Here is a 25,461-nt window from a genome sequence, read left to right on the forward strand (position 1 = left end):
TATTTGAGATTTTGCCCTATAATTTCACGTATTTACTTACAAAATCTACGTTTATCTCCTAATTTCTTTATCCTCTATTATAATATGAATTCACACATTATACTATTTGACACCTGAATCCCTTTGATTGACAAGAAAATATATCCATTCTCCACAATCAGTAGACCTAATTGTAAATATTTATTTAATATTTCCCCATAAACCTCATATATATCCCTTTTAAATCTTCTATTGAATTCTTCTATATTTATTCCTTCCCTTTTTCTAAGTCCCATAAACATAAATTCTTCAATTTCATCTTTTACAGTGTTTTTATATTTATCTAGATTGATATCATTTCCTTTTTTTATATTTTCTATATACTCCGAAATATTTTCTGTATGTCTATATCTTAATCCTTCTATATAAGAATGGGCTCCAACTCCAACTCCAATGTACTCTAACAAATTCCAATATACCAAGTTATGCCTACATTCTCTCCCTACCTTAGAAAAATTTGAGATTTCATATTGTTTGTATCCCTTTTCTTCTAAATAATTTACACAATATGAGTACATCTCTCTTTCCGTATCTTCATCAGGTAACATTAACTTTCCTTTTTCATACTCATTATAAAAAGGAGTACCCTCTTCAATTATTAAACTGTAACAAGATACATTCTCTGGATTTAACTCCACTACATTTCCTAAAGTTCCAACCCAATTTTCCATAGTTTGATTTGGCAATCCAAACATTATATCTATATTAATATTATTAAAATCAAATTCCCTACACATTTTATATGTTATTAAAAATTCTTCTAAATTGTGAATTCTGCCTAATTCTTTTAAAAGATTGTCTTGCCATGCTTGTAATCCTATGCTTATTCTATTTACCCCCATTTGTTTAAACAAAGATAACTTTTCCGCATCTATGGTTCCAGGATTTATTTCAACAGTAAATTCAGCATCTTCATCCTTATTTATTCCTTTTATAGCTTCTTTAAGAAACTTTAAATTTTCTAGCGTTAAATATGAAGGGGTTCCTCCTCCTATAAAAATAGTTTTTATTTTTTTATCCAAAGGAATACTTTTTAACTCCTTAACCAAAGCCTCGGTATACTCTCCCATCATACCTTCTTTTCCCCCATAGGATGGAAAATCACAATATAAGCACTTTTGTTTGCAAAAAGGTATATGTATGTATAAACTAATTTCTCTCATGTAGTTTACCTCCCATCGTAGAAAAATTGTGACGTAGACTCCTTAAATTCATAGATTTGATAGGGTTACAACAAATCCAAAATGCTATGCAATAAATTAAGTATTCACAAAAAGAACCAAGCATATATAGTGGAATAAACATCTTTTCTCGAAGCGACGTCACTATGTAGCTCAGTTCCCATTTTAGATAACCAATTACTTTTGTAGAGTTTACAATTGTAAGAACAATTTGTCATAACTTAATTTCAGAAATATATCTTTAAAACAAAAAGAGCTGAGTATGTAGTGAAATAGCGACTTTTTCTGGAGCGGCTTCACTGCATACTCAGCTCTCTATTTCGTACAACAGATTACCTCTGTAAAAACTTATAACAGTAAAAATAATCTATCATATTCTAATTTTAAAAAGCTATGTGTCATAAGATTATAATTTTTCCCTAGTCTTCTGTTTTAAGTACTGCCATAAATGCCTCTTGAGGTATTTCAACAGTACCAATTTGTCTCATTCTCTTCTTTCCTTCTTTTTGTTTCTCTAAAAGCTTTTTCTTTCTTGATATATCTCCGCCGTAGCATTTAGCTAAAACGTCTTTTCTCAATGCTTTAACTGTTTCTCTGGCTATTACTTTTGCTCCCACTGCTGCCTGTATTGGAATTTCGAACATCTGTCTTGGAATAATTTCTTTAAGCTTTTCAGCTATAAATCTTCCTCTCATATAGGCTCTTTCTTGAGGCACTATCATTGAAAGAGCATCTACTACATCTCCATTTAAAAGTATATCTAGCTTAACTAGTTCAGCCTGTTTATATCCTATTAATTCATAATCTAGGGAAGCATATCCCCTACTTCTTGATTTTAATGCATCAAAGAAATCATAGATTATCTCATTAAGGGGTATTTCATAATTTAAAGATACTCTAGTAGTATCTAGATACTGCATGTCTTTAAATGTTCCCCTTCTATTTTGGGCCAAGTCCATTATTGGACCTACATAATCTGAAGGAGCAATTATAGAGCATTTTACCATAGGCTCTTCCATACTTTCTATCTCTGAAGGCTCTGGAAGATTTGTAGGGTTAGTAATCTCTAAAAGCTCTCCATCAGTTTTAGTTATTCTATATATAACAGATGGTGCTGTAGTAATAATTTCTAGATTAAATTCTCTTTCTATTCTCTCTTGCATTATATCCATATGAAGAAGACCTAAGAAACCACATCTAAAACCAAATCCTAAAGCAATGGATGTTTCAGGTTCAAAGGATAAGGCTGCATCGTTTAATTGAAGTTTTTCTAAAGTTTCCTTTAATTCCTCATATTTTGCTCCATCCACTGGGTAAATACCACTGAATACCATTGGCACTGCTGGTCTATATCCTGCAAGTGGTTCATCTGCTGGTCTAGAAGCTTCGGTAATAGTGTCTCCCACACGAGCATCTCTTACATTCTTTATTGATGCTGTTAAATATCCAACATCTCCTGCTTTTAATTCATCAACTTTCATATATTGAGGTACGAATACACCAACTTCAACAACCTCATAAATCTTTTCTGTAGCCATTAATTTAATTTTAGTACCAGCTTTAACGGTACCTTCCTTAATTCTCAAATGACAAACTACACCTCTATAGCTATCATAATAGGAGTCAAATATTAAGGCTTTCAATGGCCCCTCCTCGTCACCTTCTGGTGCTGGAACTTTCTCTACAATAGCTTCTAAAACATCTTCTATGTTTAATCCTGTTTTAGCTGAAATCATTGGAGCATCTCCTGCTTCAATACCTATAATATCTTCAATTTCCTTTTTAATTTCATCTGGTCTAGCACTAGGAAGATCTATCTTATTTATTACAGGTACTATTTCCAAGTCATTATCTAATGCAAGGTAACAGTTAGCAAGGGTTTGTGCTTGTATTCCTTGGGTTGAGTCTACCACCAGTATTGCCCCTTCACATGCCGCAAGACTTCTAGATACTTCGTAGTTAAAATCTACGTGCCCTGGGGTATCGATAAGATTTAATTCATACTCTTCCCCATCTTTTCTTTTATATATTAATCTAGCTGCCTTGGACTTTATTGTGATGCCTCTTTCTCTTTCTAAATCCATTGAATCTAGTATTTGTTGTTCCATTTCTCTTTTTGTAAGTGTTCCAGTGGTCTCAAGCAATCTATCTGCAAGCGTTGATTTACCGTGATCAATATGTGCTATAATTGAAAAGTTTCTAATATTTTTTTGTCTATTGCTCTGCATTAACTTTACCTCCATCGTAAAATAGTACAAACTAAATTATAGCATAAATTCCTAGGGAAGTGTCAATATCTTTTAAAGAGCTTAAAGACCTCTCCTCCCTTATCTTCTATGCCTTCCATACTGCTTTCTAACTTATCTTTGCTCCACTGAACAATTTGATTAAAGCTTTCATTTACACCATTTTGAAGATTATTAACAGCTTTCTTATTAAAATATACTATATAATTTTTAGTTTCTAAGGTTAAATCAAAGGGTCTCTCACTAAGATATACTTTAAAATTAGATTTATTTTTTATAAATTCAGGTAAAGCACTGCTAACTTTTAAAAATCCAAATAATACTATGAATAATGAAAGTATCATAACTATTACATATTTATTTTTTCTCAACAAAAACACCCCTTAATAGAATAAATATCTATTATAAGGGTGTCCTTTTGATATATTTTTATTCATTTTTTACCATTAAGCTGCTCTGCTATTATTCTTGCTATATATTTAGCAGAATTTTTTGCTTCATCTAAAGTGTTCTTGTGAGCCCCTACCTCTATTAAGACTACATTTTTGTTCTTATTTTGATGGAAATAACTTGTTCCAGATTCATAATAATATATGCCCCTACAAAAACCTGGATACAACTTATTGGACGTACTTATTAAATTATTTACTAAGGATAGATTGTTTTTATAGTTAGGACTTTTTCTAGCCATTACAAACATAATTTTAGCAACATCTTCTCCATTCATCTTTGTGGTGACAGCGTTTTTATTATCTACAGCATCTCTATGTAAATCTATTATAAGCTTAAAATCACCACCATATTGTTTTAGATATTTGTCTAAGGTTACTCCCGACCTTTGGTAGCTTTGAGTATATGCTGTGGCATCGTGGATAGTTTTATCATGAATGACAGATATGCCGTAATTTTCTTCAAGCTCACGCGTCAATTCATCTCCTACCGCTGCAATGCTCTTTGTTAAATCTAAACTATCCTTGCCTACAGGTCTAAAACTTTCTGTTGTGTGCGTATGATATATTAACACTTCAGGTTTTGATTTATTTAAGGTCTTTTTTAAATTTGGATCTTGCACTGTTACTGTTTTGTTAGGCAAGTCCAGTTTATTTTCTTCTTCTACGGATACAGTACTGTCATTTAATTTAAAAGGATTAAATACTATATTTATGGTACCCTCCTTATGTTCTTTTGTATTTGAATCTACTCCAATATAGGCCATCTCTCTTTTAACAAGATCTAGTGGATTCTTAATATCAATATTAAAAAATTCAAACACACTGCCTTTTAAAGATAACCTACTTTCAGCTATATCTTCTTCATTAAAGACTGTAGCTTTAACTAAAGGCATAGTATTGTTTAGTATTTTCACGTAAAAAAAATTTTCTCTTATTCCCTCAGTTCTAGAGTTTGCTTTAGTTACAAAAGGTAGCACAATAAAAAACACTAAAACTAATGTGAGCATAAAGGCTAAAATACTACTTTTATTTATCCCTCTATTATTTCTTTTATAATTAATAGTTTTTTCTGCTTGTTCTTTAATGTCCATAATACACCCCCTCATATGTAAAAGCAGGTTATATGTTAATCATTATATGAGGAGGTGAATATATATATGATAATTACATTATATAATTATTAATTTGTTTTAATTCCAATGCAGGTTGAAGAGCTATATTTATACCTGTAGAAATTATTTTTGATACACTATCTATAACGCTATCAACTTCCTTAGGAGTTACCATAAGATTTCCTACATAAGGGTTTAAAACCTCTTGTATCATCTTTTGTTTTTCATTTCTATCTAATGACCTTAGCATATCGTAAAATCCACTGCCTTTTGTAGCTTGATTCATTACTGCATCTAAAACCATATCTATGGTATCATTTGCAATTGTAACTGCATCTACTACCGTAGGAACTCCTATGGCTATTACTGGTATACCTAAGGCTCTTTCACTGATTTCCATTCTTTTATTTCCCACTCCTGAACCTGGAGATATTCCTGTATTTCCTATTTGTATGGTTCTATTTACCCTTTCTAGTCTTCTAGAGGCAAGAGCATCAATGCATATTATTAAATTAGGTTTTATTTTTTCAGTTACAGATTTTATTATCTCTCCTGTTTCTATTCCTGTAAGTCCTAAAACTCCTGGGGCCATAGCACATACAGGTCTTATTCCTTCATCTATTTGATCAGGTATAAGCTCTTTTAGATGTCTTGTAACCATTAATTTTTCAATTACCTTAGGGCCCAATGCGTCAGGAGTTATATTCCAATTTCCTAACCCTACTACCATAGCAGTCATATTTTCCTCTAAATTTATTAATGGAGATAAGGTTTTAGCTAGCACTCTGCTTATATCCTGCATGCCTTCTTCATCGTAGCCATTGATTTCTGGAATGTCTAATGTGATATATGTTCCTTTGGGTTTATTCATTGCTCGTTCTCCAGATTCATCTACTATTCTAACATTTGTTATTCTTATATCGCTCTCCGTATGTTCACTTACTTCTACACCAGGTATTTTTTCACTACTCTTCTCTTCATATAATTCTTTTGCTTCAACGGCTAAATCTGTTCTAACACTCATCATTTGCCTTCTTCCTTTCTTTTATCCTATTTTAAATATAGTTTTTCCATTATTCCACATTCATATTCTTATTAAAATATAGATAAAAATCCACTTGAAGTGGACTAAAATAAATGTTATAATAACCTTTGTTAATAATTTGGACTGATCCGCAGATTTCCCCAAAAACTGCTGATACCCTATTAATATTACAAGGGGGTGAAAAGACATGGCAAATATCAAATCAGCTAAGAAAAGAATAAAAGTTATTGAAACAAAAACTTTAAGAAACAGAATGGTAAAATCATCTTTAAAGACAACTATAAAGAAGTTTTTAACTGCTGTTGCTGGTGGTAACCTTGAAGACGCTAAAGCTGAATACAAGGCTTCAGCAAAAGCTTTAGATATGGCTGCTTCAAAAGGAGTTATACATAAGAACAAAGCAGCAAGAGTTAAATCAAGATTATCAGCAAAATTAAATGGTTTAAACGCATAAAAAATAACCGGTGTATCCACCGGTTTTTTGCTTTTTATACACACTATTCACATTTGATCCTTATGAGCCCATAGTCTCAATTAACAAAAGCTCCATTTGAGTTTTCCTGTCTAAAGAGGAACTCTTTATGTTTTTTTCCCATTTCAAACAAATATCTAGGGCTTCTACCAATTTAGATGTGGTAAATTTTTTACTTTGATTTATTAACTTTTCACATACAAAAGAAGGAAGTTTTATATCTGAGCATATCTGCTCTCTACTCATTCTTTTTTCTAGAGAATATTTAATTCTATATAATAATTTAAATTGCCTTTCAATCATAAATAAAATCTCATTAGCCTTATCTCCCTTATGCATCAACTCATTTAAGGAATTTATAGCTTCTTTTACTTTCTTATCTCCAATTAAATCCACTAAATCAAAAATATCATCATCTTCTTTTTTATTTAAAAGAAGATATATATCCTCCTTTGTTATGTCTCTATCTATAGTATAACAATATAGCTTTTCCGCTTCATTTTCTACTACCCCCATATCGCTAGGCAATAGAGAACAAAATAATTTTAGCTCTACGTTTCCAATGTCTTTTCCCTTGCTTTGAAATATACTTTTTACCTTGCCTTCTAATTCTCTTCCATATATTTTATCGCTTTTTACTACAGTAGCTTTTCCTTCTAAGGATAAAATTTTACGACTTGGCTTCTCTCTTTTATCTTTAAAAATATAGTAAACTATTAATGTGCAAGTTGGTGGAATGTTTTTTAAATAATCCTTAAATTCATTATACATACTCTTTTTATTACCATCTTCTTTTTCTCCTAAGAAATTAGCTCTATATATTAAAACAATTTTCTTTTCACTCATAAAAGGTAATGTTTCACAAGCGTTTATGACAGGGTCGAGACTTACTAAATTATCCCCGTCAAACTTAACAAAATTTAAATCCACAAAATTTTCAGCTAGTACCTTTTTTTCCAATAATTTTATTTTATCTTTTATGGCTTCCTCATCTAAACCACAAAATACATAACAATTATCTATAGTTCCTTTTTTAATTTTATCTTCAAATTGAGATAAATTAATCATTTCTTATCTCCTCCATTTAATAACCCTTCCAAAAATTATTTTATACCAATAATCCCTTTCCTTTTCTGGAATCACTAAAAAGGTTTTATTTTTCCTACTTAATTTTATACTTGATACCTCATTTTCTTCAAACAAAATATTTGTTTTATAATTTCTTATATAAATGTAATCACTATCTTTTACATCTGTTATTACTCTAGTGGCATTGAAGTTTTCTTTTATTTTTATAACTTCCTTCCCCTTTTGTAAATCATAGTTACATACCATAACACATTCATTATTATACCTTATTATAGCCCCATTTACATATTGATTATCGATAAAATAAACTGAAGGAAATAATGAATATGTATTTATAAATATTAATAAAAAAGACATGAGAGGTAACGCTTTAAATTTTACTACTCCTCTCTTAATCATTATATAACTAAAATACACTATCATAAAGTATATACCTTCATACCAACCTAAATATGAGAATGGCGGACATATCTTTATAAGTAAATAAGAAGTATATTCTACAATGTAACTTAAATAATAAAGTACATAAGAAATAATCTTAAATAAAAAATCAATTTTAGTAGTAAGTATTGAAAGGTTGCCTAGTATGACTATTAAAGAAAATATAGGAACTAAAAACACGTTTCCTAAAAGAAAACCTAAGCTAAAATTCTTTATGGTAAATGCTATATATGGTAAAGTAAAGATTTGAGAACTTAAAGTTATACTCAAGGTATCCCTTAATTTTTCTGGTATAGATTTGAGGGTAGATTTAATATTACCGTAATGCAATATTATACCTAATGTAGCCAAAAAGGATAATGAAAATCCCATTTCCATAAAAGAATAGGGTTTTCCAAATAAAATTACCAAAAATGCAGTTGCTAGTGCGGAAATGCCATCGTAATTTTTATACACTTTATCTGAAAAAGATAGTATTAGTATCATAATAAAAGCTCTTAATGTGGAATATTTAAACCCAGTAAAAATTACATATAACATAATAAATATTAATGCTAGTTTAAATCCTAAAATCATATGTACAAATTTATACACTATAGAAATGTGAAACCCGGATACACTAACGGCATGGATTACTCCTAGTTTTTGAAGTTTATATTTTTCTATATTATCCATTAAACTTACATCACCAAAACATAAAGACGTAACTAGTGCTAATTTATCTTTATCTAGATACTTTTCTAATTTTTTTATAACCTTTCTTTTTCTTTCTGCAAACTTATATATTAAATCTCCTTTTTTATTTTTATATTTATGTATTTCATAACTCCCTATTATCCCTTTATCGTAATTAATATCTTTCTTATACTCTCCCTTTGCCATTATGCTTAAGCCTTCTGTAAGTCCCTCTATTTCCCCTTTGATAATTACCCTTCGCCCTTTTACATTGCCAATAATATAATTTTCCCTATGATCTACGATTCTAATTCTTTCTTCCTTTTTAGGTGAGTAATTAAAATAACTATTAAATCTAAAGACACCACATAAAAAGAATGCTAACATAATAACAAAAAAGGTTTTGTCTTCATATATAAAAATTATGTATAAAAAAGATGCAGCTATTACTGCACCTATATAAATATTGCTTATATAACATATGGATGAAAGGCAGCCTATGAAAAAAGCTACTGCATAAAAAACTATATGTTTTTTCATTAATTTAAATCCTTTAATTGAACTGTTATTTTAACTCTATGAATATCTTCGTTTACATAAAAATCTCGAACTTCCGGAATAACCTTTTCCCCTCTATTCTCAAAGTACTTTTCAGCTAGACTTTGAGCAGAGTCCAAAGATAATGTATTATATTTTGAAACATACTCTTCCTTTGGTAAATCTAAAAATACAGTATCACTTCCTATAACTATGGTTTCAAATATATTTTCAAACATAGTTACTGCACCTCCATATTATTATTCTATCCAATACTATGGAGTTTAAACTATATATTAGATTTTGTTAAAATTATAAAGTATATTAATTGCACTGCTACATTAAATATATAACATAGCTTACTTTTTAAAGTATGTTTTTTGTTAAAAGTTATTGGTAATAGGGCTAAACATAAATTTAAAATTAAAAATGATATTTTTCCATTTAAGTACAAACTGCTTAAGGATATACCTGCTATGAATACTGCTTTAAATATAGATTTAAAAATAATGCCTTTAAATATATCTTTCCCTATAGACTCTGAGTTATATTCTTCTTCATTTTTATAGTTTAAAGCTATGCCTATTGAAGATATTATTATAGTAATCACGTTTACCCAAAGAATATTAAAGGTATTTAATATATATTCTAATCCTAATAGCTTAGAAGCTACGTTAGTAATAACCACCACTAAAGAACATAGAAAAGTATATATTATAATATTTATTAGAGAATTAATGATTTTTCTTGAAGAAATTATGATATTTAATAAACTCTCATAGTTCCTTTCTTTTACTACCACATCAGATAATTTATTTACTATGTTTGTCCCATTAAGAGCTATACCGACTTTTGAGATTCTTAAATATGGCAAATCAGTAATCCTTCTTCCCGTCATCATGGTATTTTGACCAATCTCTTTATAATAATTACCTATCTTAGTTTTATGTTTAGATTCTAGTTTTGAAAATATAGATACCCTACCTATTATCTTTTCTAAATCCTCCTCTGGCATGTTATCCATTTCAACTGCTGACAATACTTTTGTAACCCTGTTAAGTATACCAACTTCTTTTCCAAAAGACTCTGCCACTAATTTATTATCTTCTGTAAATATGATAGGGTGAATGTTTAATTCTCGTCCTTTTTTTATTACATTTGAAATTTCATTTAAAGGTGAGTTATAGAATCCTATTAACCCTGCAAATACTAAATTACTTTCTAAATTTTCATTAACGCTTGGCTCATAACTATAATTTCTATATCCGAATGCTACTACATTCAGTCCCATACTGGACATTTGAATACCTGCATACTTAATTTTTTTAATATCTTCTTCAGTAATGTCTTTTTCCCGTCCATCTTTCATTAAATGAGTACATCTATTTAAAAGAGAATTTACTGTTCCTTTAACGTTAGCTCTATAATTATCATCTATTTTGTTAATTGTACTCATGAGCCTTCTCTCTTTATCAAAAGGAATAGTCAAAATTCTATTTTCCATCGCTTCTAGCTGAAATCTATCTATATTATTTTCACGAATAAATTTTACTAACCCTATTTCAGTTATGTCATTTTTTGAATTTATATATTCACCATTAAAAAGTCTTGTATCATTACATAGCATTCCAATATGTATCACTCTATTTAATGTATTAAGCTCTTCACTTAATTCTATCAAGTCAAAATCTTCTAAATTGATGAGATTATCATCTACATAAATACTTTTAACATGAGCATAATTCTCTGAAAATACTCCTACTTTCTCCTCACATATTATGTTTGTCTTTGATAGCTTGTCCATAACAGATAAGTTTTTTATTACTATATCTTTTTTATTAAAATCTTTTATTATAAAATACGATATTATTTCTATTGATATAAAAATGCTAAAGGGAATAAAGGCAGTAGGTGCCCATGCAAAGCTAAAAAACCCATCTACTACATCACCTTTTAATATATATAACTGAATAAATGCTATACAAGCAGAAATTATGATAGATATCGAAGCAAATGAGTTCAATATACCGTGAAGCTTTTTATTTATCATGTTTCCTTCTTCATTATTTTCTACAACCAATCCAATTATATTAGCTATTTCACTTCCCATCCCTGTGGCAATAACTATTCCTTTACCGCTTCCTTCTATTATAGCTGAAGATTTAAATAAAATATTTCTTACTTCTGTTAAAGGGAGCTCCTTGTCTTCGATTTTTGTGCTGTATTTTTCTACTAAATATCCTTCTCCTGTTACAGCTCCTTCTTTTACTTTAATATTATCCCCTTCTATTAACCTTATATCTGCAGGAACAATATCTCCATCATTTAATATAACGATATCACCAATCACTAAATCTCTAGCATCTATCTTTACAGTAACCCCGTTTCTTATTACCATAGCCTCGGATGATTGAAGTTTTTGTAATTCTTTAATTTCCTTTTCTCGTTTACTCTCCTCGAAGGAAATTAAAATAATATTCAACATTAAAATACCAAATAAAGCTATAGCCTCACTAGCTTGACCTATATAATAATATATCCCTATTATTAATAACATATATAGCAGCCAAAAGTTCTTAAACTGTAAAAGCATAATATATAAAATATTATTTCCTTTAGGAATTTCTATCATATTTTTCCCATAACTTTCTTGTAATTTTTCTACTTTCTCTTTTGTTAAACCTTTATTAGCATCGCTATTAAGTTGCTCTACAACTTCATTCCAACTTAAATTGTACCATTCAGTCATAAGTCTTACCTCCAAGTAATTAAAAATTGCAATGCAACTTTTGAGTTAAGAGTGAAAAGTGAAGAGTACAGGACAGAATTCTCTTGAGAGAATTCTTAAATCTTATAATTTAGAAATTTCTAAAGAAATTTCATCCATTACTCTTCATTCTTAACTTTTAATTCTTCACTCTAAAAAATTATTTCGCAATTTCCCTATAGTATTTCAATTGTTACTTCATCTACAATAGCATCAGTATTATTCTCTATGAAATTCATTACCTTTTGTATTACATCATTTGCATGTCTTACTTTATTACTTACACATACTACTCCTAATACTATTGATTGGTGTAAATCTTGATCTTCAATTTCTGCTATAGATACATTAAATTTATTTTTTACCTTTGTAGTTAAACTTTGAACGATCATCCTTTTTTCTTTTAATGAATGTACCCAATTAGCTCTTAAGCAAATTACTCCAGTCCCTATAATCATTCTTATTCTCCTATCAAATTAATTTACACTTATTATTTCCAAAGGATTTTATTATATAAATCTAAATATTCATTTGCAGAACTCTTCTTACTTTGATCACAATAGCATTTTAAATCTTCTTTTAATCCATAAAATTTCTTTTAATCTACTAATCTCGATATATTACTATTATCGGTATATTCTTATCAATAGTTAAGTTTTAATTTCTTTATCAAAAGATTAATATAAATATATAAATAAATATATATATTTATTTATATATCTTTATTTTAGGCTTTTAGTTTATATTACAAAAATGTCCAGCTACTGTAACGTATTTTTAAGGTATTCTTAAGCTTTAATATATACAAATTTAATAAGTATGTATTAAAATAATAGAAAGTGTAATAATAAACATAGGAGGCAGAAATGGAAAAAGTTAAAAATAATGTTTTTCATTTATTATCCCTGGTTTCTATACCAATAATTAACGTATTCTATGCTCTATTGAATAACTCTAATAGAGGCGTTTATACTATAATTACTGAGGTGGATAGAAATATTCCCTTTGTTAAAGAATTTATAGTTCCTTATGTAATTTGGTATCCTTTTATTTTTCTTACCTTATTTTATTTATGCGTTAAAGATTTAAAAATATATTATAGAACATTGATAAGTTTAAATTTAGGTTTAATTATCTGCTATATTATTTACTTTATTTTTCAGACCACAGTTCCTAGACCTATGCTGTACGGAGATGATTTATTCACTAAATTAACTGGAATCATTTACTATTTTGATAAGCCTTTTAATTGTTTTCCAAGTATACATGTACTAACTTGTTATTTAATGACTAAAGGTATAAGTTTTGAAGATAATCTTTTCATAAAGTTTTCAGTGAATATAGTATCAATTATAATTATACTTTCAACACTTTTCGTTAAACAACATGTAGTTTTAGATTTAGTATCCGCAATATTAGTAGGAGAGTTTGTCTTCTATCTAGTAGGTAGGTTAAATTTTAAAAGACCTTTTGTTTCAGATACCGAATAAGGAGTATTAGATAATTCTATACTCCTTATTTTTATCATTGTATTATATCATTTTGCAATGTATTTTACATAAATTGTATTTACTTCATATTCTTTTTATTGCTATCATGCTTTTTCATTTCATCAACATGTATTATGTCAGCATTAGCACTTTTCTTACTTCCTTTTTTAGCTTGCTTTTTATCTTCCTTATGCATAGATTATATCTCCTTTCTATAATTCGGATAAATTAAAAAAAAATCCCCAAATTGGGGAAAATAAATAGGTTATCATAATAGTATTATTACCAATTTTATAAATATTATTTATAAAAATAAAAAAACCTCGAATAATCAAGGTTTTTACTTATAGATAATGTAAATATTGTTTTGAGCATACAATAACTTTTCTATTTTTAACATATTAGGCTTAAAATAAAATATATTATTAATAATTTCGGGTTTTATTATATTATAATATTTCTTTATAAATAAAATTCTATCAATTACTTCTTCTTTTGTATAATCTTCTTTACCTTCATCTTTAAAACTTATTAAAGACAATAGCACTAATAATCTTTTAATATTTTTTTCACATTTTATGTATAGCTCTTCGTTGATTGCAATAGTTCCTAGATTTTTCAATATTGAAAAATCTATTTTAAAGCTTTCTTCTAGAAGGTTTAAATGATCATATCCTTCTCTTAAGATTTCATTTAAAAAAATCTCCCCCTTCTCTAGGTGAGCCTGAGCCATTGGACTCCCTCCTTTTAATCATTATACAATCCTCCTAACTATATTCTACGTAAAGATAAGATTTCCTTTAATAAAACAATTACTAACTATTATCATTATCATATAAATGCAAATAAATGCAAAAGTTACCTTTAAAACGTAAAATGCTAGGAATTTTAAATAATCCCTAGCATTTTATTCGCTTAATACTTCTATGTTTTTACATCTATATTATAGGCTTAGCCATCTTAATTATTCTCTCACCTAAAATGTTTCTATTAAATACTTTTTTATATTTTATTTTTTCATAAAACTCTGATGTTTCCTCATCTTTAGCAATCAAAACACATCTTTCACAATGGTTTTCTTTTGCTAACCTCTCTGCATAATTCATAAGAGCTTTACCGAAGCCTAACCCTCTTACTTTTTCATTAGTAGCAATATTAGCAACATAAAGGTCACCTTTGTTACATTCCCCTACTAAATTATATTTTACATCTTCAATTAAGAATCTAATTTTTTTAACAAATCCTTTTAATGATTTAAGTATTATTTTTTCAGTTCTCACATTTAGTTTATTAAAATCTTCATAAGGTATCGTTATTATTATTCCTGCTACCTCACCATTATACTCCATAACCTTTGTATAATTTAATGAATATCTTGAGTCTGACATTTCTACAAGTTTTTTTATTATTTTTATATTATCCTTTTTAGACTTTCCTCCCCAGACATGTTCCTGGTCATTTTCCGTGCTGTAAATAAGTTCTGCTACTTCATTAACGTCTTTTTTTTGAGCATTTCTTATGCTCTTACTACCCATGCTTTCTAAGCCTCCCCAAAAATATAACAAGCATATTTAATCACATGTAATTCAGTACATTTGTATACTAGTTTTAAATATTTCTTATACTATTATTATACATTCCCTTAGTCTTTTATATAATGCCATAAAGACCTATATTCAATGTACAAAATACATTATATCTGTTTAACTATTTAATTTAATAATAGAAATTAAGTACCTAGATTTGCACCTAATATTTTTATACTTATTAAATACATTATCTTATATCTAATTTATCTTTTAATTTTTCAAAGGTTTTTTCTCCAATTCTATCGATATTTTTCATTTCATCAATAGAATTAAATCCCCTGTTTGTTTCTCTATATTCAATTATCTTTTGTGCTGTTACTTCGCCTATCCCAGGGATGGATTTTAATTCTTCTTTTGAAGCCTCATTTATATTGACCTTTTTTTCTTGATTAATGTTGTTGCTTCTTTTAGATCCATCATTATTTTCGGAAGCTCTCTCATACACAAATATATAATCCTCATCTCTCAATTTTTTTGCCAAATTAAGTTTGTCTTTATCTGCATTATTTGTAAATCCACCTGCTATTTTAATTACATCCTCTATCCTACTATCACCTTTTAATTTGTATACACCTGGATTTATTACTTCTCCATTTACATAAATAGTTATATCACTATCCTGAAACTCCTCTTTATTTTCAATAAATATGTCTTCAGTTTTCTCATTATAGACATTATCTTTGAAATACCCTATGATCATAAAACATAAAAATAAAATCAGAATTGCGGTGGAACCTATTATTTTCTTCTTATTTTTCACAATTAATACCTCCTAAGGTAATATTATTTTAAATTATTGACAAATTTATTAATTAATATCGCAGTTTTGAAAGATTTTTGATATAATTGTTTTTAAGCAAAACTAAGGAGGATATCATGAGAAAGGTACATAATTTACTTATATTTATTTTAATTATTTCTATAATTTTAAATTCCAAAATGGTTAGTGCAAAAAGTAATCCACCTAGTGTTTCTGCTGATGGAGCTATTTTAATGGATGCTACTACAGGAGAAATTTTATTTCAGAAAAATATGGATAAGCCCTATCCCCCTGCCTCTACCACTAAAATTATGACCGCTTTATTAACCTTAGAGAATACTAAACTTGATGATGTAGTTACCGTTGGGAAAAAACCTCCTTTTGCAGATGGTAGCAAGATATATATTTTTGAAGGTGAGCAAATAACAGTTAGCAATTTACTTTATGCTCTTCTTTTAGAGTCTGCAAATGATGCTGCTGAAGCTTTGGCCGAACATATCAGTGGTTCTGTTGAAGAGTTTGCTAAGCTTATGAATGAACGTGCAAAAGAATTAGGATGTGAAAATACTAATTTTGTAAATCCTAATGGACTTTATGATGACAAACATCGAACATCTGCTAAAGACTTAGCTCTAATGATGAGAGAGTTAGTTAAACACCCTGAGTATATAGAAATATCTACATCTTTATCATACAAAATAGCCCCTACAAATAAATCTAAAGCGGCAAGACCTTTATGGAATAAGAATAAATTAGTTCAACAATATTCAACTTATTATTATGATGGAATAGAAGGTGGAAAAACTGGCTACACCGTTCAATCTGAGCATTCTTACGTAGCTAGTGCACAAAGAAATAATCAGAGGCTTATTGTTTCCTTTATTTATGATAAAAATAAGACCTATTTCCCCGATGCTATAAAATTATTCGACTATGGATTTAATAATTATCAACTAGTTAAAATGTTTTCAAAAGATGAGGTTGTTACCGAATATAATGAAAAGGATTTAAATGTAAAGTTGCTGGCTTCTGAAGACTTTTATTATATAAAAGAAAAAGATGCTGATGAAAAAGCTGTATTTAATTTAGAAAATAAAGATTTAAGCCGTGCATCCTTTAAAAAAAGTGATAATATAATAAATGCTACAATCTCATTCAATGACAAAAATATCGGAACTCTAAAACTTTTAAGTGATTCAGACCATATAATAAAAGAAAATACTACAACTAAAGTAATATCAAAAATAAATTCAAATGTAGTTGCTATAGCGTCCTTATTATTATCAATCATAATAATAGCTTTAGTAATTATATATAGAAAAAATAAATTAAGAAAAATCTTTTAATTACTTTTAAATAAAAAAGAGCTAACATTAGCTCTTTTTTAGTTCTTTTATTAATTTTTCTATATCCTCTGGTAATCCACATTCTAAACTTATAACTTCTCCAGTCCTTGGATGTGGAAAGGATAATTTATATGCATGAAGCGCTTGTCTATTAATAAGTGACTCATCATCATATTCTTCTCCATAAAGTGAGTCACCATATAAAGTATTTCCTAAATGGCTTAAATGAACTCTTATTTGATGAGTTCTTCCCGTTTCTAGTAATACTTGAACCAAGCTTCCATCAGCATATTCTTCTATAACCTTATAATGAGTAATGCTCCTTTGCCCTCTATCGTCTATAATTCTTTTTATACTTTCTCCGCCCGTTCTATAAATAGGGAGATCTATGGTCCCTTCTTCTGGAGTAAGTTTATTATGGGCCACTGCTAAATACCACTTTTTAAAACTATCTTCTCCCATATCCCTTGCTAAAGACATATGTGCAAATTGATTTTTTGCAACTAATATTAATCCCGAAGTATCCATATCTAATCTACTAACTAATCTAACTATACAATTCTGTCCACTACTTTTAAAGTAATACAACAAACCATTAGCTAAAGTTCCATTAGGATAACTTTTAGTGGGATGAACAACCATTCCATATTTTTTGTTAATTACAATTATATCTTCATCTTCATATACTATATCCAAGTCCATCTTTTCTGGTTCAATATTTTGTTCTTCATCCTTTTGGATAGAAATATCAATAGAGTCACCACTTTTAAGTTTATAATTTAATTTTACGATTTCTCCATTTACCTTTATCCTATCTTCCCTAATAGCACCTCTGATAAGTCTAGAAGATAATTTTAAATGAAATTTTAGATACTCTTTTAGAGGCATTTCTTCGTCTTTTTCAAATAGAAAATTTAATTTACTACTCATAATAAACTCCTTCTATCTATTTAGTGTAATCTTCCCCTAATAGTACCGTTATATTATAATCCCCTTCTTTATAATTACTGCTTTCTGTCTTATCTATTTTGAAATCTTTTTTTATATCATTAATTAAACTTTTATCTACACCTTTAATAATAATTTTAGATTTTTCTCTTTTATCTCCATTTCCTATAGAAATATTAGTATATCCTTTGCTTTTTAAACTAGATGAATAGTCTGATGCTAAACCATTTTTAGCAGTACAATTTAAAACCTGTATTTTTATCTTTTCTCTTTGTATTTGAGTCTCTTTAGTTATTCCTTTTATAGAATTAACTAAATCCTTGTTGGCTTTCTCATCATACAAGAAATAAGATATATTTCCTACATATCTAGCTTCCCCTTCTAATGTAGCCATATCCATATTATCTTTGTTTACCTTCATGAATAGATAACCATATTTAATTATTTCATCTGGTTTCATATTAGTCTCTACATATTTAGGTAAGGTAGACATAATAGACGGCATTTTAGTAATAATAGCCGGACTCTTAAATTTGTCTATAACCTTATTTACAAACATCTGTTGATTTTTAATTCTTCCTAAATCTCCATCTGCTAGTCCTGTTCCATCATTATTCTGTCTCCATCTAAAGAACTCCTCTGCCTTCTTACCATCTAAATGAACTACTTCTCCCTTTTTAAATCTTATATGTAAATCTTGGCTATCATCATCATAGTACATGTTTTGCTCAATTTTCATTTCTACTCCACCTATACTATCAATGACTTTTCTAAAACCTTCATAGTCCAATTTAGCATAATAATGTATATCTATGCCTAATAAATTTTCTACAGAGTCTATTGAATATTTAGGTCCACCTATGGCATGGGCAGCATTAATCTTTTGAACCTTCCCATTTATTTGCACTCTAGTATCCCTTGGTATTGATATTATACTTAATTTTTCAGCTTTAGGATTATAACTCGCTAACATCATAGTATCTGTTCTTTTAGGTTCATCTTTACTGGATGTTCCTCCGATATCCACGCCCATTACCAATATGTTTACAGGTTCCTTATTTGAAGTTTCTTTTTTTTCTACGTTGGCTAATTCATTCCCTATTTTTGAATTATTACTAAAGCTCAATAAATAGAAATATAGAAAGCTAGATGCAAAGGTTATAATAAATAGTATTGTCAGCAATACTATTAATTTTCTTCCACCTTTTTTCTTCTTTCTTTTATTGCTTTTTTTACTACTATTATCCCCTTTTTTCTTATTAACCATTTTATTCACCTACAGTTTTTATAATATAATTCCTTCCCTCTACAGTATTAATGTGTAACATTTGTCCTCTTTCTATTATATATTTTATGGTTGAATCGAAAGATTTAATCATGGCCTTATCTATATTTTTATAGGATAATTCTCTTATTTCTTCTACTCCTGCGTATTTTCTTAAAGGTTCTATATAATCCGCAAGATATATAATTTTCTCTAATAATGTCATATTTTTTTTACCAGTAGTATGATAAGCTACTGCATTAAATATTTCTCTATCTTTAATTCCCATGGTATCTCTAGCAATTATCGCTCCTGCTAATCCATGTAGTAATTGAGGACTTTTTTCACAGACTTCATTTACCTTATACCCATTTTTCTTAACAATATTAATTAGCTCATGAGCACTGAATCCTTTAGCGCAATCATGAACTAATCCTGCAATAGCTGCCTTATTTTCATCTATGCCAAAATGTTTGGCCATGTTTTTAGAAGTATCTCTCACTCTTAAACTATGTTGATATCTTTTATTATCCAAGTTCTCTTTTAAAAAGGCCTCTATACGCTCCTCACTCCACATCCAAATCAACTCCTAGACACAATATAAAAAGTTCTGCACACCTTATAAAAAAGTTATATATATAACTTTAACTCTTTTATAGTATTGTATACTCCCTCAGGTAAAAAATATCTTATATTTCTTTTCTCTCTTACAGCTTTTCTAATTTCTGTAGAGGATATCTCCAATAAAGGTATATCTAGAAATATTATTTCCTCATTATGTTTACTTTCTAATCTTTCTTTTTGTTGTAATATTTTTTCTTTGTCATACCCAGGCCTATTAAATACGATGAGCTTACACATTTTCATAATCTCATCCATATTTCTCCATGTATCGAATTCCATTAAACAATCCACTCCTGTTAAAAAATACCACATGACTTTAGGATAATTGTGCTTAAAAAAATTCAAGGTTTCATAAGTATAACTAACATTTTTTTTCGCTATTTCATAATCATTTATTTCAAATTTTTCTTCTTCTCTAATAGCCATTTTAACCATTTCATATCTAATCCTAGAATCCGCTATATCTTTTCCATACTTGTGTGGTGGATTTCCTGATGGCACAAAAATTATTTTATCTAAGTTTAACCTATATAAAGCTTCATAGGCTATATGAAGATGACCATTATGTATGGGATCAAAAGTTCCTCCAAATATAGCTTTTCTCTCCATATTACAACTAACCCCTTATATACCGTTATGGTAATTGTATTTTTGGTTTTTTACTTGATCTTCTATAAACAACTAGCTTATTTCCTATTGCTTGAACTCCTTCACAATTTAACTCTTCACAAATCATATCTGAGGCTTCTCTTGCAGTTAATCCACTATTGTTTAATACAGAAATTTTGATTATTTCCCTGGCTTCTAGAGCTGAATCTACCTGTTTTATAAAATTCTCCTCTATTCCGCCCTTTCCTACTTGAAAAATAGGATCTAAGGTATTAGCTAATGATCTTAAATAGCCTCTTTGTTTTCCAGTTATCATTCTCATCCTCCTAAATATATCGATTGTTATAGTACAAAATCAAATTCAAAGTCTTTAAATCTTACTGTGTCTCCATCTTCTATTCCCATCTCTAACAATTCATCCATAATACCTTTATTTTTTAATACAGTATGGAAATATCGTAATCCATCTGGGTCATTGACATTAACACTTTGAAGAAGTCTATCCGCGAAACTTCCTTCTATAACATAAGCATCTTCTTCTTTTCTTATTTCATAGGTAAATCTCTTTTCTTCTGCAACATACATATCCTTTTCTTCTAATTCTAAATCTATTACAGGTATAGTTGATAAAATTCTAGCTGATTCTTTAATTAACTCTTTTAATCCTTGATTGGTTCCTGCAGATATTTTAAATACTTGTTTATATCCTAATTTTTCAACTTTTCTTTTGAAATCTTCAAATATTTCATCATCTAAAAGAATATCGCTCTTATTTGCAGCTATTATTTGAGGCCTATCCCATAGCTTTACACTATATTTTTTTAATTCTTCATTTATTTTTAAGAAATCTTCATAAGGATCTCTACCTTCTATTCCTGATATATCTACTACATGAATCAGCAATCTTGTTCTTTCTATATGTCTTAAGAAGTCCAGTCCTAAGCCCACTCCTTCAGCTGCTCCTTCAATAATACCAGGTATATCTGCCATAACAAAAGGCTCTATTCCTTGCTGTGATACAACTCCTAAATTTGGACTTAATGTTGTAAAATGATAGTTGGCAATCTTAGGTTTAGCATTAGTAACAATGGATAATAGCGTTGATTTTCCAACATTAGGGAAACCTATTAGTCCTACATCTGCAAGAAGCTTCAGTTCTAATACTATGCTTCTCTCTTCTCCTGGCATACCAGGTTCAGCAAAGTTAGGACTTTGTCTTGTGGGAGTAGTAAACCTTACGTTTCCTTTTCCCCCTTTTCCTCCTTTAGCCACTACATATTTATCTCCTGCATGAGATAAATCTGCCATTATCTTACCTGAAGCCTCGTCTTTAACTACAGTTCCCATTGGAACTTTTATTAATAGCTTCGCACCATCCTTACCAAAACATTTCGAGCCTGTGCCATCTCCTCCTCTTTCAGATACATACTTTCTCTTATATGTAAAATCTAAAAGAGTAGTCATGTCAGGTTCTACAACTAATACTACATCTCCGCCTTTTCCGCCATCTCCTCCATCTGGTCCTCCCAACGGAACATATTTTTCCCTTCTAAAGGATATGGCGCCGTTGCCTCCGTTTCCTGATTTAACAAATATTTTTGCTCTGTCTATAAACAAATTCTTCACCTCTTAATCTACTTTTTAATTTCTTATCAATACAATTCTATAAGCAATATTATCTCCATAAATACATCTGTATACTGAAATTCCTTCTATTTCTATGCTTAATTTTTCCCAGCTCTCCATCCAGTTCATTTCATCAATTAATTCTTCATTATTGGCTATAAAAAGACTCTGCCCTATTTTATCTTCAAAAAAATATATATGTACTAAATTTAATTCACTTTTTTCTATTTCATCAAATATATTATTTACTAAATTTATTTTTTTATCGCACTCTATTTCAAATGGTGGTTTAGAAAAATTAGATATTTCTATATTTATATTTACATCAACTTTTCTTCTTAGTATTCTTTTTATATTTTCTTCTAAGCTATAGGCTAAATAAATATCTCCTAAGTTATATATTTCACTTATACTTTCATTATGTATACTTAGTTTTTTTATACTTTCCCTTGCTTTATCTTCCTTTCCCATCTGAAGATAACCATATATAATTTGAAGATCATTCATAAAATCGTGCCTTTGTTTTCTCAATAATTCTATAGTCTTCTCAAAATCCCCCATAGTTCTCCCCCGATATATAAATTTTAAAAAAGCACCCTAAACCAGGGTGCTTTACATTATTCAGCTGCTACTACAACTTCTTCTATTCCTAATGGATAAACAGAAGCTCTTTTTTTGTTTTTACCAACTCTTTCATATCTAACTATACCATCCACTTTAGCGAACAAAGTGTCATCTCCACCTCTGCCAACATTGTTTCCTGGATGAATTTTTGTTCCTCTTTGTCTTACCAATATATTACCTGCTAAAACAAATTGGCCATCTGAAGACTTAACTCCAAGTCTTTTAGATTCACTGTCTCTTCCGTTCTTTGAGCTACCTACACCTTTTTTTGTAGCAAATAACTGAAGGTTCATTAGTAACATACTACTCCACCTCCTCTACTAAAATCTTTATATATTCACCGTAACTTTTTTCTACACTTTTTAATCCAAGTAACATAGTCTCCATTAAACATTGGCATTTATGTATTTGCAATGAATCCTTGTCTTCTAAACTTAAGCTTAGAAAACCGTCTTCTGTGTTTATATCCGCATCTACTTTACAAATTTCAGTAATGCCATTGGCAATAGTTAAAGATATAGCTGAAATAGCACAACAAACTAAATCATATCCTTCTTCTACTGAATTTGCATGTCCTTTGATATTAAATGAAACTATATTATCTCTTTTCTTTTTAAATACTGCCTTAATCATAAATATTATGCATTAATTTTTTCTATTTGAAGTTTAGTGTATGGCTGTCTATGTCCTTGTTTCTTTCTATAAGCTTTCTTTCTCTTATATTTGAAAACAACAACTTTTTTGCCTTTTCCTTGGTTTACAACTTTAGCAGTAACTTTAGCTCCTTCAACTACTGGTTTTCCAACAACGAATTCTCCATTTTCTTTGCTTACAGCAAGAACATTGTCTAATTCTATTGCAGAATCAACCTCAGCTTCTAACTTTTCAACGTAAATTACGTCTCCTTCGGAAACTTTGTACTGTTTTCCTCCAGTCAAAACTATAGCGTACATAAAAACACCTCCTGTAACCAGTCTCGCCATTTAAGGTACATAGATACTATGTTTTCAACCTTTTCTGTGCGGTCTACAAAAGCCATTTTAACATATATGGCTAGCTTTGTAAAGTTTTTTAACCGTAAATCTTATACATTTTTAAGTTTTCCAATTGATTAGAAAATAATAGAGGTTCCACTTTATAATACTCTTCTCCATTAAAGAAATTTAAATAAACTTCTAAGTCTAAAGCTTCTATTTCCTTAATAAATGAAATAATATCTTCTTTCACATGCTTTTCATATACAGTATTTAATTCTATATAAATATGCTTAATATTGTTGCTTTCTTTTATTCTTTCTATTTCATTTTTTATTAGTAGATTTATATAAGAAAGCTTTAATCTCTTCCCCCTACCCTTACAGCAACTACAAGGTTCATCCATATATTCCTCTATTAGCTTTCCTACTCTCTTCCTAGCAATCTGAACTAAGTTTAACTCTGTAAAAGGATATATAACCGTCTTGATTTTATCTTCTATAAAGCCGTCTTTTAATTTATTTAATACTTTTTCCTTGTCTTCTTCATCCTTCATATCTATAAAATCTACAAGTATTATCCCACTTAGATTTCTTAACCTAACTTGATTAGCTATCTCTTCAGCTGCCTGAACATTAGTGATAAAAGCAGTTTTCCTCATGGATTCACCTTTAGTGTTTTTACCTGAATTAACATCAATTGTATACATAGCTTCAGTTTTTTCAATTATTATATATCCACCACAATTCAATTGCACTTTGTTATTTCTAAGTTTCAGTATTTCATTTTCTATGCCGTAATACTGAAATAATCCTATTTCTTCATTATGAAGTTCTAAAAAAACATTAGCATCCTTGGCGTTAGTTATATAAGCCTTTATCTCTTCATGATCCTCAATATTATTAGCATATACTTTTGTGGTCTCTTCATCTAATTTATCCCTTAAAATCCTACCTAATATTCCTCCTGCTTTATAGAGCAATCCAGGTTTTAAAGAATATTTCACTTTTCTATCTATGTCTTCAAAGATTTTATAAAGGTAGGATATTTCTTCATTTATAACATCTACGGGAACCTTAGAGGCATTAGTCCTTATCATAAGCCCTATTCCCTTTGGCTTATCTAATCCATGTTTAATATATGCTATTAAATCTTCATCAGTTATTTTTTTAGAGAAAGTTACCTCATTATCTAGGGTATTTAAAACACAATATCTTCCTGGAACGGATACTGCAGTTGTAACCTTAGGTCCTTTTTTCCCTATAGCTTCCTTAACTACTTCTACTAAAATCTCGTCGCCCTTTTTAATTGTGGTGTTTTTAAACTTTCTATCTATATACATGTAACAATTTTCTTTATGTCCTATATCAATAAAGGCACACTTAATGCCGGGAATTATATTCTTTACTATTCCCTTATATATTTCCCCTGGGAATGGCTCCCTTGAATCCTCTTCAATATAGCACTCTTTTAATTTGTTATTTCTTTTTATTGCTATTCTCAATATAGAACCATTTCGTTCTACAAATATCTCTTTCAAATTCAACACCC

Annotated in this window: 27 protein-coding genes; 3 read left to right on the forward strand and 24 right to left on the reverse strand. The window is 29.1% G+C overall.

The genetic code is table 11. The annotated features are described in order from the left end of the window. Positions 1-77: 77 nt before the first annotated feature. The 5 genes from hemW to gpr all read right to left on the reverse strand — a co-directional run bounded on the left by hemW (position 78) and on the right by gpr (position 6,057). Complete coding sequence (gene hemW / locus RYO54_RS06590; protein ID WP_315116879.1) at positions 78-1,202, reverse strand: radical SAM family heme chaperone HemW; 1,125 nt, start codon at positions 1,200-1,202, stop codon at positions 78-80. Between the two features lie 437 nt (positions 1,203-1,639). Beyond that, complete coding sequence (gene lepA / locus RYO54_RS06595) at positions 1,640-3,448, reverse strand: translation elongation factor 4 (RefSeq protein ID WP_315116880.1); 1,809 nt, start codon at positions 3,446-3,448, stop codon at positions 1,640-1,642. Positions 3,449-3,510: 62 nt separating this feature from the next. Next, the gene (locus RYO54_RS06600; protein ID WP_315116884.1) at positions 3,511-3,837 is read right to left on the reverse strand and encodes a hypothetical protein; all 327 of its coding nucleotides are present in this window, start codon (positions 3,835-3,837) and stop codon (positions 3,511-3,513) included. A gap of 62 nt (positions 3,838-3,899) precedes the next feature. Next, positions 3,900-5,009, reverse strand: a complete 1,110-nt coding sequence (locus tag RYO54_RS06605; protein ID WP_315116886.1) for a stage II sporulation protein P — start codon at positions 5,007-5,009, stop codon at positions 3,900-3,902. 73 nt (positions 5,010-5,082) lie between these two features. Continuing rightward, a complete protein-coding gene (gpr, locus tag RYO54_RS06610; RefSeq protein WP_315116887.1) occupies positions 5,083-6,057 on the reverse strand; it encodes a GPR endopeptidase in 975 nt (324 codons plus the stop codon). Between the two features lie 205 nt (positions 6,058-6,262). Here gpr and rpsT point away from each other — a divergent pair, with 205 nt between their 5' ends. Next, positions 6,263-6,529 (forward strand): 30S ribosomal protein S20, encoded by a 267-nt coding sequence (gene rpsT / locus RYO54_RS06615; RefSeq protein WP_216437905.1) that lies wholly within the window; start codon positions 6,263-6,265, stop codon positions 6,527-6,529. A 60-nt stretch (positions 6,530-6,589) separates the two neighbouring features. Here rpsT and holA read toward each other — a convergent pair whose 3' ends face one another. The 5 genes from holA to RYO54_RS06640 form a co-directional block, all read right to left on the reverse strand. Next, positions 6,590-7,615, reverse strand: a complete 1,026-nt coding sequence (holA, locus tag RYO54_RS06620) for a DNA polymerase III subunit delta (RefSeq protein WP_315116890.1) — start codon at positions 7,613-7,615, stop codon at positions 6,590-6,592. 3 nt (positions 7,616-7,618) lie between these two features. Further along, on the reverse strand, positions 7,619-9,292 hold the full coding sequence (locus RYO54_RS06625) for a ComEC/Rec2 family competence protein (RefSeq protein WP_315116892.1): 1,674 nt from the start codon (positions 9,290-9,292) through the stop codon (positions 7,619-7,621). Continuing rightward, positions 9,292-9,528, reverse strand: coding sequence for a hypothetical protein (locus RYO54_RS06630; RefSeq protein ID WP_315116893.1), 237 nt, complete (start codon positions 9,526-9,528; stop codon positions 9,292-9,294). Before RYO54_RS06630 ends, RYO54_RS06625 begins: the two co-directional genes overlap by 1 nt. A 50-nt stretch (positions 9,529-9,578) precedes the next feature. Further along, positions 9,579-12,038, reverse strand: coding sequence for a cation-transporting P-type ATPase (locus RYO54_RS06635; RefSeq protein ID WP_315116895.1), 2,460 nt, complete (start codon positions 12,036-12,038; stop codon positions 9,579-9,581). Between the two features lie 194 nt (positions 12,039-12,232). Continuing rightward, entirely contained in the window at positions 12,233-12,514 is a 282-nt protein-coding gene (locus tag RYO54_RS06640; RefSeq protein ID WP_315116896.1) for a DUF503 domain-containing protein, read from the reverse strand. Between the two features lie 408 nt (positions 12,515-12,922). On the opposite strand from RYO54_RS06640, the gene RYO54_RS06645 reads away from it, so the two are divergent. Further along, positions 12,923-13,546 carry a phosphatase PAP2 family protein gene (locus tag RYO54_RS06645; RefSeq protein WP_315116897.1) on the forward strand — a complete coding sequence of 208 codons (624 nt, stop codon included), beginning with the start codon at positions 12,923-12,925 and terminating at the stop codon, positions 13,544-13,546. 340 nt (positions 13,547-13,886) lie between these two features. Here RYO54_RS06645 and RYO54_RS06650 read toward each other — a convergent pair whose 3' ends face one another. From RYO54_RS06650 to RYO54_RS06660, 3 genes are all read right to left on the reverse strand, one after another. After that, positions 13,887-14,279, reverse strand: coding sequence for a hypothetical protein (locus RYO54_RS06650; protein WP_315116899.1), 393 nt, complete (start codon positions 14,277-14,279; stop codon positions 13,887-13,889). 205 nt (positions 14,280-14,484) lie between these two features. Further along, entirely contained in the window at positions 14,485-15,081 is a 597-nt protein-coding gene (locus RYO54_RS06655; RefSeq protein ID WP_315116901.1) for a GNAT family N-acetyltransferase, read from the reverse strand. A 241-nt stretch (positions 15,082-15,322) separates the two neighbouring features. Further along, complete coding sequence (locus RYO54_RS06660) at positions 15,323-15,895, reverse strand: helix-hairpin-helix domain-containing protein (protein ID WP_315116903.1); 573 nt, start codon at positions 15,893-15,895, stop codon at positions 15,323-15,325. Between the two features lie 116 nt (positions 15,896-16,011). Between RYO54_RS06660 and RYO54_RS06665 the strand changes: the two genes are divergently transcribed. Then, positions 16,012-17,241 carry a D-alanyl-D-alanine carboxypeptidase family protein gene (locus RYO54_RS06665; RefSeq protein WP_315116905.1) on the forward strand — a complete coding sequence of 410 codons (1,230 nt, stop codon included), beginning with the start codon at positions 16,012-16,014 and terminating at the stop codon, positions 17,239-17,241. Between the two features lie 27 nt (positions 17,242-17,268). On the opposite strand, the gene RYO54_RS06670 is transcribed toward RYO54_RS06665, so the two are convergent. From RYO54_RS06670 to RYO54_RS06720, 11 genes are all read right to left on the reverse strand, one after another. Beyond that, positions 17,269-18,171 carry an RluA family pseudouridine synthase gene (locus RYO54_RS06670; protein WP_315116907.1) on the reverse strand — a complete coding sequence of 301 codons (903 nt, stop codon included), beginning with the start codon at positions 18,169-18,171 and terminating at the stop codon, positions 17,269-17,271. Between the two features lie 16 nt (positions 18,172-18,187). Next, the gene (locus RYO54_RS06675) at positions 18,188-19,456 is read right to left on the reverse strand and encodes an LCP family protein (protein WP_315117023.1); all 1,269 of its coding nucleotides are present in this window, start codon (positions 19,454-19,456) and stop codon (positions 18,188-18,190) included. Position 19,457: 1 nt separating this feature from the next. Then, positions 19,458-20,030, reverse strand: coding sequence for a bis(5'-nucleosyl)-tetraphosphatase (symmetrical) YqeK (gene yqeK, locus RYO54_RS06680; RefSeq protein WP_315116908.1), 573 nt, complete (start codon positions 20,028-20,030; stop codon positions 19,458-19,460). A 53-nt stretch (positions 20,031-20,083) separates the two neighbouring features. Further along, positions 20,084-20,686 (reverse strand): nicotinate-nucleotide adenylyltransferase, encoded by a 603-nt coding sequence (gene nadD, locus RYO54_RS06685; RefSeq protein WP_315116910.1) that lies wholly within the window; start codon positions 20,684-20,686, stop codon positions 20,084-20,086. A gap of 25 nt (positions 20,687-20,711) precedes the next feature. Continuing rightward, positions 20,712-21,002, reverse strand: coding sequence for a ribosome assembly RNA-binding protein YhbY (gene yhbY / locus RYO54_RS06690; protein ID WP_315116912.1), 291 nt, complete (start codon positions 21,000-21,002; stop codon positions 20,712-20,714). Positions 21,003-21,028: 26 nt separating this feature from the next. Next, complete coding sequence (gene obgE / locus RYO54_RS06695) at positions 21,029-22,303, reverse strand: GTPase ObgE (protein WP_315116914.1); 1,275 nt, start codon at positions 22,301-22,303, stop codon at positions 21,029-21,031. A 24-nt stretch (positions 22,304-22,327) separates the two neighbouring features. After that, complete coding sequence (locus tag RYO54_RS06700; RefSeq protein ID WP_315116916.1) at positions 22,328-22,873, reverse strand: Spo0B domain-containing protein; 546 nt, start codon at positions 22,871-22,873, stop codon at positions 22,328-22,330. 56 nt (positions 22,874-22,929) lie between these two features. Beyond that, a complete protein-coding gene (gene rpmA / locus RYO54_RS06705; protein WP_315116917.1) occupies positions 22,930-23,238 on the reverse strand; it encodes a 50S ribosomal protein L27 in 309 nt (102 codons plus the stop codon). A gap of 1 nt (position 23,239) precedes the next feature. Continuing rightward, a complete protein-coding gene (locus RYO54_RS06710) occupies positions 23,240-23,569 on the reverse strand; it encodes a ribosomal-processing cysteine protease Prp (RefSeq protein ID WP_315116918.1) in 330 nt (109 codons plus the stop codon). Positions 23,570-23,574: 5 nt separating this feature from the next. Next, entirely contained in the window at positions 23,575-23,889 is a 315-nt protein-coding gene (rplU, locus tag RYO54_RS06715; RefSeq protein ID WP_315117024.1) for a 50S ribosomal protein L21, read from the reverse strand. A gap of 118 nt (positions 23,890-24,007) precedes the next feature. Beyond that, a complete protein-coding gene (locus RYO54_RS06720) occupies positions 24,008-25,450 on the reverse strand; it encodes a ribonuclease E/G (RefSeq protein ID WP_315116920.1) in 1,443 nt (480 codons plus the stop codon). Positions 25,451-25,461 lie beyond the last annotated feature (11 nt).

It is taken from the genome of uncultured Clostridium sp. (assembly GCF_963515715.1).
GTDB lineage: Bacteria > Bacillota > Clostridia > Clostridiales > Clostridiaceae > Clostridium_AW.